This is a genomic window from Lysinibacillus sp. NPDC097214 (assembly GCF_050277945.1).
GTDB classification, from domain to species: Bacteria; Bacillota; Bacilli; order Bacillales_A; family Planococcaceae; genus Lysinibacillus; species Lysinibacillus xylanilyticus_B.
In genome coordinates this window covers 215,754-227,432 of record NZ_JBNNSS010000007.1, presented here as the reverse complement: position 1 = coordinate 227,432, position 11,679 = coordinate 215,754, and the positions used below count along the sequence as shown (strand labels likewise).

The following is an 11,679-nucleotide window of genomic DNA, read 5'->3' as shown; positions in this document are numbered from 1 at the left end:
TGGCAAAGAGGTCACACCCGTTCCCATACCGAACACGGAAGTTAAGCTCTTTAGCGCCGATGGTAGTTGGGGGCTTCCCCCTGTGAGAGTAGGACGTCGCTAGGCGCAAAAAGTCGCTGCTGATAAACTCAGTAGTGGCTTTTTTTAATATCCAAAAGAATAATCAATTATGCCGAGGCATAATTCCGTAACAAAGGAGACATTTCACCAATCACTTGGTGGAAATGTCTCCTTTCTATATTTTATACAGTTGCTGCTCGTAGCTCTATACGACGAATCTTACCAGAAGTTGTTTTTGGTAGTTCATCAATAAAGACAATACTACGAGGATATTTATAAGGCGCTGTTAATGTTTTAACGTGCTCCTGTAGCTCTTTTGTTAACTCAGCCTCATCACGATCTCGGAAACCTTCTCGTAAGATGACAAAGGCTTTAACAATATGTCCTCTAATTTCGTCTGGTGCTGCAACTACAGCACATTCTTGTACAGCTTCATGTTTATTTAAAGCATCCTCTACCTCAAATGGTCCAATTGTATAGCCTGATGAAATAATGATGTCATCTCCTCGACCTTCAAACCAGAAGTAGCCGTCTTCATCGCATTTTGCTTGGTCACCAGTAATATACCAATCTCCGCGGAAGGCAGCTTGTGTACGTTCAGGTTCACGATAGTACTCTTTAAATAGAGCAGGAGATGATTTATGTACTGCAATATCTCCAACTTCTCCAATTGGTGCCTCGTTACCCTCATGATCAATAATACGGACAATATTGCCTGGGGTAGGAATACCCATTGAACCAGGACGTAACTCAGAATTTTCAAGTGTGCCGATTAATAAAGTATTTTCCGTTTGGCCATAGCCATCGCGCACTTTAAGACCAAAGTTGTTCATAAATGTTTCGATGACTGGTCGATTTAATGGTTCACCAGCAGAAACAGCGCTACGTAGTGAAGATAGATTATAGTCTTTTAAATTATCAAGCTTCGCCATTATGCGATATTCCGTTGGCGTACAGCATAATACATTGACTTTCTCATCCTGAAGCAGTTGAAGATATGTTTTTACATCAAATCCTCCATGGTATACAAATGCAGTTGCACCTAGCATAATAGTCGATAAAAACGGACTCCAAATCCATTTTTGCCACCCTGGAGCTGCTGTAGCCCAAACTAGATCACCTTCACGTACACCAAGCCACCCCGAAGCGGCTGTTCTAATATGTGCATATCCCCAACCATGCGAATGAACAGCTCCTTTTGGTTTACCAGTCGTGCCTGATGTATAAGAAAGAAATGCCATATCATCTCTTTTCGTCGCCGCTGCTTTAAATGTATCTGGCTGTGTACTAGCTAATTCATTTAAAGAAGTCCAATCACCTGTAGCAGAACCTATAACTAGTTTATTATTTAAAGCCTCTACTGAAGAAGTAATACAATCTACTTCACTAGTGAACATTTCATAGGCAATTACTGCCTTTGCAGAAGAGTGCTCCATACGATATTCTAAATCACTTGCACGTAACATTTCTGAGCATGAAATAGGAACAATTCCAGCCTTTAGACAGCCAAGAAAGACAAAATAAGCCTCAGGCAGACGTGGAATAATAACTAATACGCGATCTCCTTTTTGAAGCCCCTTCTTCGTAAGGACATTCGCATATTGATTCATTTTTTGAACAAGTTCAACATAGGAAATTGTTCGGCGCTCCTGTTGAGTATTTAGCCATCGTATTGCTTGACGATCACTATCCTGGGAAAATTTCTCTAATTCCTCTGTAATATTATAGAATTCTGGTGCAATTAAATCGTTTGTTACCATGTGAACATTCCTCCCCCAAACAAATTTAATAGAAAATTCATAAAACTATCTCCATTTTATCAATTACAATAATATACAGCAAGAATATTCTGTACATAAAATAGAAATATTAGATTTAATAGAGAACTATTAGGGTTTAGGTTAATATACAGGAATACTTCGACAAAAAATATAAAAATTTTCACAAAAGTATTGCATAATTTATAATGCTTGCTATAATAATAAATGTACTTAAGAGGTTTTTAAAAACCGAATTGAATAGTATTGTTCCGAAGTAGCTCAGTTGGTAGTAGCACCTGACTGTTAATCAGGTTGTCGCAGGTTCGAGTCCTGCCTTCGGAGCCATTTTTTTGCCCATTTATAATGATGATGTTATACATATGAAAAAAAGTATAAAAAAGTATTGCATCGAACAGTAAATAATGTTATTATAATTATTGTCTTGTTCAAGACATTTGAAAAATGGCCCCTTGGTCAAGTGGTTAAGACACCGCCCTTTCACGGCGGTAACACGGGTTCGAATCCCGTAGGGGTCACCATTTTAACTTTGTAGTAATGCAAAGGCTTAAAAAGAAAATAAACTGTGAAGAAATACACACCTGTTTCTATGGAGGATTAGCTCAGCTGGGAGAGCATCTGCCTTACAAGCAGAGGGTCGGCGGTTCGAGCCCGTCATCCTCCACCATAATGTGTTATTTCGGAGGGGTAGCGAAGTGGCTAAACGCGGCGGACTGTAAATCCGCTCCTTAGGGTTCGGCGGTTCGAATCCGTCCCCCTCCACCAGTTTTTTTATATATGATTGGGGTATAGCCAAGCGGTAAGGCAACGGATTTTGATTCCGTCATGCCCTGGTTCGAATCCAGGTACCCCAGCCATTTTTATTTTTGAGCCATTAGCTCAGTTGGTAGAGCATCTGACTTTTAATCAGAGGGTCGAAGGTTCGAGTCCTTCATGGCTCACTTTTATAGAATAAATCATATTCAAAAGTGTAACATTAACTACAGATACTAATCTCTTGCTGAAAACAGCAGGAGATTTTTTTATGCTCTCTTTAATTGTATAAATATTCATATAATTGTTAGGTTGAGCCAGATAGGATACAGGCTTTACAATAGACTTACAAGTAAAAGGGGGTATGAAAAAATGAATAAACTAAATATTTCTATTATTGGGGTACCAACAGATTATGGGCAAACTCGTAGAGGGGTAGATATGGGTCCGAGTGCCATCCGTTACGCAGGTGTTGTAGAACGCTTAGAGGCAGTTGGGCATGTAGTACATGATCAAGGGGATATACGTGTTAGTCAAAAACTGGAAGGTGCTATTGTTGATAAACAGCTACTAAATTTAGAGGAAGTTATCGATGTAAGTACATCTTTAGCAAATAGTGTGAATAAGGCGGTGGAACAAAAGGCGTTTCCACTTGTACTCGGTGGTGACCATAGTATTGCTATTGGTACACTTGCAGGGCTGGGTGAGCATTATAAAAATTTAGGTGTTATTTGGTTTGATGCGCATGCTGACCTTAACACACCTGAAACAACACCTTCTGGTAATATACATGGGATGCCGTTAGCAGTTAGCATTGGCCTTGGTCATGAACGCTTAGTGAAAATTCGTAATAATGTACCGAAAATTAAACCCGAAAACGTCATTATTATTGGAGCGCGTTCTGTAGATCCAGGTGAACGTGAATTAATTAGTCAGCAAGGAATCAAGGTGTATACAATGCACGAGGTAGATCGTCTTGGAATGACGCGTGTAATGGAAGATGCACTTGCCTATTTAAGAGCGCGTGATATAGATGGTTTGCACTTATCACTTGATTTAGATGGGTTAGATCCACTTTATACTCCAGGGGTTGGGACACCTGTACCTGGTGGGATTACGTATCGAGAAAGCCATTTGGCGATGGAGATGCTTCAGGAATCAGGTATGCTAACATCTGCTGAATTTGTTGAGGTTAACCCGATTTTAGATGAAAAGAATAGAACAGCTGATGTTGCTGTAGCATTGATGGGTTCCTTATTTGGTGAAACCTTAGTTTAATGCTCATCACTAAAAGTTGCGGATGACATTTGTCGAGAAATATGCCATTATCTTCATTCGATTTAAAAACGCCACGTCCTGTGGCCAGGAAAGCGCTTAGTCGGAATGGAAGTCAACCACACGTTAGGCGATCACCGTAGTTTAAAGATATTTGACAAAAAATTGCCTATTGCCACAATGTATAAAAATCTTTTGCTATAATTAATAACAAAATGAAACTTTTCTTATCGATGGGTCGTATAGTATAAGACAGTTGTAAAGGTGGAGAAATCAACACAATGGATGCGTTAGTAAACAAGAGAATAAAACAAGTGCTTAAAGGTGATCAAAACGCATTTGCAGATATTGTGAGTCTCTATCAGCACAAACTGTACCAAGTATGCTATAGGATGTTAGGGAACAAGCAAGAATCTGAGGATATTACACAAGAAGCGTTTGTTCGTGCTTATATGAACTTGCATACTTTTGATCAGAAAAGAAAATTTTCGACGTGGCTTTATCGCATAGCGACAAACCTTTGTATAGACCGAATCCGGAAGAAAAAGCCTGATTACTATTTAGATGCGGAAGTATCTGGTACAGAAGGGCTTGATATGTATTCGCAGATCGCAGCAGATGACCAGCTACCAGAGGAACAGATAGAGCAAATGGAACTGCAAGATCGCATTCAATATGAGATTGGACGTTTACCGGATAAATACCGTTCAGTTATAGTATTGAAATATATTGAAGAATTATCATTACAAGAAATTAGCGAGATTTTAGATATGCCTCTTGGAACGGTGAAAACGAGGATTCACCGCGGACGTGAAGCATTACGTAAGCAATTAAACAATCTGTAGGAGGGGGAGCGTCATGAATACTTGTCCAGAGCATATTATAGACTATATCCATGATTATTTAGATGGTGACATTGGTCGTGAGCATGAGCAAGAGTTAAAACGCCATTTGCATACATGCAGTGATTGTAAACAATTGATGCAGGAATTAAGTGAAACAATCGCCTTTGTGAAGAGTGCTTCCCACATTACAGCACCTCCGCATTTTGAAGAAGCCATCATGGCTCGTTTACCGAAACCCAAAAGTCGTGTAGGTATGCAAAAATGGATTCGCCGGCATCCATTCTTTGTGGCAGCAGCAGTTTTCTGTTTATTCATGAGTGCAACTTTGCTAGGTAGTTTCATGGATGACCAACAATTCTCCGTGACTAAACAGCCAAACCTTGTTGTTGAAGGTCAAACGGTTATTGTACCGAAGGGAGAAGTTGTCAAAGGCGACATTGTTGTTAAAAATGGTGATTTAATTGTTGAGGGTGAAGTGGATGGCAATGTTACCGTTATTAACGGACAATATATGGCGTCTTCGGCAGTTGTTTCAGGAAAAATAGAAGAAATTGACGAAGTATTTGAATGGCTTTGGTATACGATTAAAAATTCAGTAAAGTCTGCTGTAACATTCGAGGAGAACCAAGCAACTAAATAACACTCTATACGTCCTAATAGTTAGTGCACGTGAGAGGCTGAAAGGTCTACTCTTTTGAGTAGACTTTTTATTTGAAAAAAGTTACATTTGTTAAGAATGTGCTATACTTAAGTGTGTATTGGATTCGCAATGAAAAGTGGGGGATGCCACGTGCAAATTATCGAACATTTCGCTAATTTAACACCTGTGAATATTGTTATTAACTTATTAGATGTACTGCTTGTATGGTACGTTATTTATAAAATTTTAACCCTCATTAAAGGTACGAAGGCTGTCCAATTATTAAAAGGGATTTTCGTAATTATTATTGCGCGCCTTGCTACAGACTTTTTTGGGTTAGAAACGTTAGGGTGGATGTTACAACAAGTTATCGAGTTCGGTTTCTTGGCGATTATTATCATTTTCCAACCTGAAATAAGACGTGGCCTTGAACAAATTGGTAGAGGAAAGCTCTTCCAACGTTCCATTAGTCAAGTTGAAGAAGAACAAACTAGGCTTATTGAGGCGATGAAGAAATCTGTTAGTTATATGGCCAAACGTCGTATAGGGGCGTTAATTTCTATTGAAAAAGAAACTGGTCTAAATGAATATATTGAAACGGGCATAGGACTAAATGCTGAGATTTCATCAGAGTTACTTATCAATATTTTTATACCTAATACACCGCTTCATGATGGAGCAGTGATTATGCAGAAAGATAAAATATCTGCAGCAGCTTGTTATTTACCGCTTTCTGAGAGTCCGTTTATCTCTAAAGAGCTTGGGACACGCCACCGTGCTGCACTTGGCTTAAGTGAAGTGACAGATGCCATTACTATTGTCGTATCAGAAGAAACTGGTGCCATTAGTCTTACGATGAATGGTAATCTACATCGAAATCTTTCTCTAGAGGAATTCGAAGGACTTTTGCGTAAAATGTGGTTCGGATTAGCACAGGAGTCAAATGCAGCCTCTAAGTTAACTTGGAGGGGGAAAAAGAATGGATAAAATGATGGATAGCCCTTGGGTGTTACGAATCGTCGCACTATTTCTAGCCTTTTTGTTATTTTTCTCCGTCCGTACCGAATTATCTCCTAAAAATAAAACAATAACGAGTGAACAAACAGAGGTAATTCGAGATGTACCAGTAGATGTTTTTTATGATGATAAGAACCTCATTGTAACGGGTATACCTAAGACGGTGGATGTTACGATAAAAGGTCCAATGCCACTAGTTATAAAAGCAAAGACAACAAAGGATTTTTCTGTATTTGTGGATTTGAGTAAGTTACTTATAGGTGAACATAATGTTAAGCTACAATATGAAAATATTTCTGATAAGTTGCAAGTTACATTTGACCCTGAGTCGGTTAAGGTAAACATTGAGGAAAAAGTCACGCAGGAGTTTCGTGTTGACCCTGAGATGAGTAATCGTTTAATTGAAGAAGGATATATTTTAAATGGCATGACTTCTAATCCAGCTACGGTGTATGTTACAGGTGCCAAAAGTGCAATTGAAAGCATTAGCTATGTAAAAGCTACTGTAACGGGTGAACAAGGCTTGAAAGAATCGTTCTCACAAGTAGCGGCAGTTAAAGTGCTAGATCGTGATTTAAATAAGTTAGATGTTACGATTGAACCGCAATCTGTGAAGGTACAAGTAGATATTGGCGCATACAGCAGAGAGTTGCCTGTCGTGCTTAAGGAAGTAGGAAAAGTGGCAGATGGTGTGACCGTTAACCAATTAACATTTAGCCCGACAACGGTGAGGGTATACGGTAGGAAATCTATCCTAGATGGTCTAACTGCAATACCAATAGAGGTGGACTTATCAAAAATTACAGAATCAAAAACTTATGAATTTGATGTAAAATTACCAGAAGGTGTGACAAAAATATCTGAATCAAGGATTAAAGTGAAAGCAGACATTGCGAAGGTAGAGCAGGAGAAAAAACCAACAACGACAACAACGACAACAACTACCACTCCTGCTGCTCCACCTCCACCTACACCTGCTCCTCCGCCTACTAAGGAGGAACCGGACACTCCTTCTGAGGACAACACACCACCAACAGAAAAAACAGAAGATGTTGATTCTTAAACAATAACTGACTATAATTTTATTTTGATTCAGTAGAGATTTCGTTCTCTATCGGTAGGGTGTCATTTTCGATTTTGAAACATTAACGAAAAAAGTTGCTCAGGCTAAAATCAAAATACCTTATGCTCAATTTATCTTCGCTGATTTACAAATCCGAATAAATGGGCGTAGGGGTAAAATGAATAGTTACCAGAAAATGAACGAAAATAGACTTTTCCAAAAGTAAGCAGACGAGTGGTCTAGTTGTCAGTGTAGACAAGCGTGACCACCGTCTTGCATTGAAGGAGAGAATAATCAAAATGGGTAAATATTTTGGAACAGATGGCGTCCGTGGCGTCGCGAATAGTGAATTAACACCGGAGTTTGCATTTAAGCTTGGCCGCGTAGGTGGCTATGTTTTAACTAAGGATGCAACGGACCGTCCAAAGGTTTTAATCGGTCGTGACACACGTATTTCAGGTGAAATGCTTGAAGGTGCACTTGTAGCTGGTCTTTTATCAATCGGCGTAGAGGTAATGCGTCTTGGTGTTATTTCAACGCCAGGTGTGGCTTACCTTACTCGAATTATGAGCGCAAATGCAGGCGTTATGATTTCAGCTTCACATAACCCAGTTGCTGACAATGGTATTAAATTTTTCGGTCCTGATGGCTTTAAGCTAACAGATGCGCAAGAGGCCGAAATCGAAGCAATATTAGATGCACAAGAAGATACATTGCCACGTCCAATCGGGGCAGATTTAGGTTCAGTAAGTGACTACTTCGAGGGTGGACAAAAATATATTCAATATTTAAAGCAAACAGTGGCTGAAGAATTTGAGGGCATCCATGTAGCATTAGATTGTGCACATGGCGCTACGTCTTCACTAGCTACACACCTATTTGCAGATTTAGAAGCGGATATCTCAACGATGGGTGCCTCACCAACAGGCTTAAATATTAATGACGGTGTCGGTTCAACACATCCTGAAGGGTTAGCTAAATTTGTCGAAGAAAAGGGTGCTGACGTTGGTTTAGCATTCGATGGCGATGGTGACCGTTTAATCGCAGTAGATGAAAACGGTAAAATTGTTGATGGTGATCAAATTATGTTCATCATTGGGAAACATTTAAATACAGTTGGTCGCTTGAAAAAGCAAACAATCGTGTCAACGGTTATGAGTAACATGGGCTTCTACAAAGCTGTTGAAGATAACGAAATGCACAGTGTACAAACAGCTGTAGGTGATCGTTATGTCGTAGAAGAAATGCGTGCTAATGATTATAATCTAGGTGGCGAGCAATCTGGCCATATTGTTTTCCTAGACTTTAATACAACTGGTGATGGCTTATTAACAGGTATTCAGCTTGTTAACATTATGAAATCTACAGGTAAAAAACTGTCAGAGCTTGCTGCTGAAATGAAAATTTTCCCACAGCGTTTAGTTAACGTACGTGTAACAGACAAGCATGCTGTGACGGAAAATACAAAAGTTGCTGCAGTGATCGCTGAAGTAGAAGCAGATATGGCTGGTAACGGTCGCGTGTTAGTGCGTCCTTCTGGTACTGAGCCACTTGTACGAGTAATGGTGGAAGCTGCGACGGAAGAAGACTGCGAGCGTTATGTAGGGCGTATAGCAGATGTTGTCCGTACTGAAATGGGCTTAACTGAATAAATAGTTTATCTTCATTCAGTAGGTGATAAACACCCACTGAATGAAGATAAAGCCTCTGGCAGATGTCACGGATTTTGAAAGGAATGAATATAAGGATGTTAGCCTAAAACCTTCGCATCCTGCGAAAATGGCTAACTGACCTGCATCGGTAAAAACGCCACGTCCTGTGGCATTACCGAAATGACCGACATCGTGTCGGCCCTCGTGCAGGCCTAGGCACAATTCAAAATCCAGACGAAATTACGCCAAGGCGAAATTTATCAACAACTCGATCTCCTTTCAAAGGAGGTCGGGTTTTTTTATTAGGCAGAAAAAAGAGACGGATAGAAAAGCAAGAGTTGTGGATAGAATTATCGAAGTGACGGATAGTATTGAAAGCTCGCCGATGAAATGAATGTTTTCAAAGAGAATGGGAACAGTAGTACAGAGTCACAATGACAAGGAGTGTTGTATTGCAATGGCTAAAATTGCTACGGTGATTACTGATATGTTCGAGGACGCCGAATTTACGAGTCCTAAAGGAGCATTAGAAGCGGCAGGTCATGAACTAATAACGATTGATACGACAGCGGGCATTGAGGTAGAAGGTAAGCACGGAGAGAAAGTAAAAATTGATAAAGGCATCGATGAGGTAACGGCTTCTGAATTTGATGCATTGTTCATCCCAGGTGGGTTTTCTCCTGATATATTACGTGTAGATGATCGTGTTGTGGCATTTGTAAAGGAGTTTATGGACGATATGAAGCCAACCTTTGCTATTTGTCATGGGCCTCAATTACTCATTACAGCAAAAACATTAAATGGTCGTGACTCAACTGGCTACAAATCAATTCGAGTAGACTTAGAAAATGCAGGTGCGATATTCCATGATGAGGAAGTGTTTGTTTGCCAAAAACAATTAGTAACAAGTCGCACACCGGAGGATCTACCAGCATTTAATCGAGAAATTGTGAAATTATTAGAGAGTGAAGAAGGCTAAGTTTAAAAGGCACAAGCGATTCTGCTTGTGCCTTTTATGTTTTAACTTCTTTCGGTAAATGTCTTTTGTACCGAAAGCGTAGCGACAGGTACAGAATTCTCCCACCTCTATAGTGGTGGGATTAATGCAAATTAAAGTTACTTTTCAGCAGGTGTCCAAACACCTGCTAAAATATAGGAACTCAGTCTAAGAACGCCACGTCCTGTGGCAACGACTGAGTGACCAACATCGTGTTGGCCTAAAGCCTCCGGACGCAATTATGCCGAGGCATAATTGATTCTAATTAGGACAGTCCTACTTCTTTTTCAACGCGATAATAGCATTGGTAATTTGCCCAAGTCCGATACCGATGATAATGCCAACACCAGCGCCGATTGCAGTATTAATCCAGCCTCTGTCCAAAAAAGCTTCATATCCACCGCCAGTTAGAAAACCGATTAAACCGCCGATACCCAATCCTAAAAATAGAAAACCACCATAAAACAACCCGATCGCCTCATAATCTGCAGGGTCACGATCTTCGTAATACTGTTGGAAGCGTTCATTTAAATCCTCAGATTGCTCAGAGTTACTAGCAAATTTCAATTCCTCGCTGGCCTTATTAAAAGCATCCTGCTCCGTTAAACCTTGTGACATTAAATCATTCATATAATCGCTCATATATAGTGTCATGTCGTCTTGTGCTTCTCGACCCTGATCGGAACGCCCTTTAAACTTGGCCAGTTGCTTGTCTAGTTTACGTTTAGTTTGCCCGCTTTTTTTGCGCAGCTTTTCCATATAGGTCATTTCTGCGTCTTGCAAATAATTCTGAGATTGTTCTTTTGCAAAACGATTAATTCTCTCCTGAATTTCACGACTAAAGCTCATGTTCGTTCCCTCCATTATTTCTTAAAATTTCAATGCGACTACTTAAAAAATCCCATTTAGCCCAGAAGGACATCAATCTTTCTTGTCCTTGTTCATTAAGCGTATAAAATTTCCTTGGTGGACCCATTTCAGATGGCTTTTTGACAATATTAACAAGACGGTTTCTTTCTAACCGCATAAGTAACGAATAAACAGTTCCTTCAGCTATGCCCTCAAACCCCATTTGCGTGAGATGTTTGACAATCTCATAACCATAGATTTCACCACGGCTGATGATTTCTAATACAATACCTTCTAAAACTCCTTTGAGCATTTCACTCAGATTATCCACGATCTCACCCCTAGACTAAGCTTTACCTGTACTAAGTGTTGCTAAGTACTGTATATAGTATTGCTAAGTAGTGGGTTTTGTCAAGCGCAATCAATTATGCCTCGGCATAATTGCGTCCGGAATCGGCTTTGTGCTTAGGCCTGCAGATGTTTTTTGTGCGAAAGCGAAGCGTCAGCAACAGATGTTTTTTGTGCGAAAGCGCAGTGCTAACGCAGCTTCTATAGCAGAGAATAGTTGTTGCTGACCTATGAAAAATACATCATATATTTAATAGGAATTTCAAAATAATGCTTTATAGCAGATTGTTTGTCTACATGTTGTCACTAAAAAGTAGGGGAAATAGGTGTTTTTTATAACGAAAATTTGACGTACAGCATATGATTGAGTATTATGGAGAAGTTGAATATGAGGTCCGACCT

At 39.8% G+C, this 11,679-nt stretch carries 10 protein-coding genes, 6 tRNA genes and 1 rRNA gene; 14 read left to right on the top strand and 3 right to left on the bottom strand.

Going from position 1 to position 11,679, the window contains the following annotated elements; genetic code table 11:
• Positions 1–105 (top strand): 5S ribosomal RNA (gene rrf, locus ACQKMI_RS17530); the annotation flags it as partial.
• Positions 106–242: 137 nt separating this feature from the next.
• On the opposite strand, the gene mbcS is transcribed toward rrf, so the two are convergent.
• Positions 243–1,820 carry an acyl-CoA synthetase MbcS gene (gene mbcS, locus ACQKMI_RS17525; protein ID WP_427491000.1) on the bottom strand — a complete coding sequence of 526 codons (1,578 nt, stop codon included), beginning with the start codon at positions 1,818–1,820 and terminating at the stop codon, positions 243–245.
• Positions 1,821–2,088: 268 nt separating this feature from the next.
• On the opposite strand from mbcS, the gene ACQKMI_RS17520 reads away from it, so the two are divergent.
• The 13 genes from ACQKMI_RS17520 to ACQKMI_RS17460 all read left to right on the top strand — a co-directional run bounded on the left by ACQKMI_RS17520 (position 2,089) and on the right by ACQKMI_RS17460 (position 10,062).
• Positions 2,089–2,165: transfer RNA gene (locus ACQKMI_RS17520), tRNA-Asn, on the top strand.
• Between the two features lie 119 nt (positions 2,166–2,284).
• A tRNA-Glu gene (locus ACQKMI_RS17515) sits at positions 2,285–2,359 on the top strand.
• A gap of 70 nt (positions 2,360–2,429) precedes the next feature.
• A tRNA-Val gene (locus ACQKMI_RS17510) sits at positions 2,430–2,505 on the top strand.
• Between the two features lie 14 nt (positions 2,506–2,519).
• Positions 2,520–2,603: transfer RNA gene (locus ACQKMI_RS17505), tRNA-Tyr, on the top strand.
• A 17-nt stretch (positions 2,604–2,620) separates the two neighbouring features.
• Positions 2,621–2,695 (top strand) — tRNA-Gln (locus ACQKMI_RS17500).
• An 11-nt stretch (positions 2,696–2,706) separates the two neighbouring features.
• Positions 2,707–2,779: transfer RNA gene (locus tag ACQKMI_RS17495), tRNA-Lys, on the top strand.
• Positions 2,780–2,963: 184 nt separating this feature from the next.
• A complete protein-coding gene (gene rocF / locus ACQKMI_RS17490) occupies positions 2,964–3,869 on the top strand; it encodes an arginase (protein ID WP_427413750.1) in 906 nt (301 codons plus the stop codon).
• Positions 3,870–4,147: 278 nt separating this feature from the next.
• Positions 4,148–4,711, top strand: a complete 564-nt coding sequence (gene sigW / locus ACQKMI_RS17485; RefSeq protein ID WP_323648038.1) for an RNA polymerase sigma factor SigW — start codon at positions 4,148–4,150, stop codon at positions 4,709–4,711.
• Positions 4,712–4,724: 13 nt separating this feature from the next.
• On the top strand, positions 4,725–5,351 hold the full coding sequence (locus ACQKMI_RS17480) for an anti-sigma factor (protein ID WP_323648036.1): 627 nt from the start codon (positions 4,725–4,727) through the stop codon (positions 5,349–5,351).
• Between the two features lie 150 nt (positions 5,352–5,501).
• The gene (gene cdaA, locus ACQKMI_RS17475) at positions 5,502–6,338 is read left to right on the top strand and encodes a diadenylate cyclase CdaA (protein ID WP_323648034.1); all 837 of its coding nucleotides are present in this window, start codon (positions 5,502–5,504) and stop codon (positions 6,336–6,338) included.
• The gene (locus ACQKMI_RS17470) at positions 6,331–7,431 is read left to right on the top strand and encodes a CdaR family protein (protein WP_427490998.1); all 1,101 of its coding nucleotides are present in this window, start codon (positions 6,331–6,333) and stop codon (positions 7,429–7,431) included. The genes cdaA and ACQKMI_RS17470 overlap by 8 nt, the downstream gene beginning before the upstream one ends.
• A gap of 299 nt (positions 7,432–7,730) precedes the next feature.
• Complete coding sequence (gene glmM / locus ACQKMI_RS17465) at positions 7,731–9,083, top strand: phosphoglucosamine mutase (RefSeq protein WP_427490996.1); 1,353 nt, start codon at positions 7,731–7,733, stop codon at positions 9,081–9,083.
• Between the two features lie 457 nt (positions 9,084–9,540).
• The gene (locus tag ACQKMI_RS17460) at positions 9,541–10,062 is read left to right on the top strand and encodes a type 1 glutamine amidotransferase domain-containing protein (protein ID WP_427490994.1); all 522 of its coding nucleotides are present in this window, start codon (positions 9,541–9,543) and stop codon (positions 10,060–10,062) included.
• 294 nt (positions 10,063–10,356) lie between these two features.
• On the opposite strand, the gene ACQKMI_RS17455 is transcribed toward ACQKMI_RS17460, so the two are convergent.
• Positions 10,357–10,929 carry a hypothetical protein gene (locus ACQKMI_RS17455; RefSeq protein WP_323648029.1) on the bottom strand — a complete coding sequence of 191 codons (573 nt, stop codon included), beginning with the start codon at positions 10,927–10,929 and terminating at the stop codon, positions 10,357–10,359.
• Complete coding sequence (locus ACQKMI_RS17450) at positions 10,919–11,260, bottom strand: PadR family transcriptional regulator (RefSeq protein ID WP_427490992.1); 342 nt, start codon at positions 11,258–11,260, stop codon at positions 10,919–10,921. Before ACQKMI_RS17450 ends, ACQKMI_RS17455 begins: the two co-directional genes overlap by 11 nt.
• Positions 11,261–11,679: the final 419 nt, after the last annotated feature.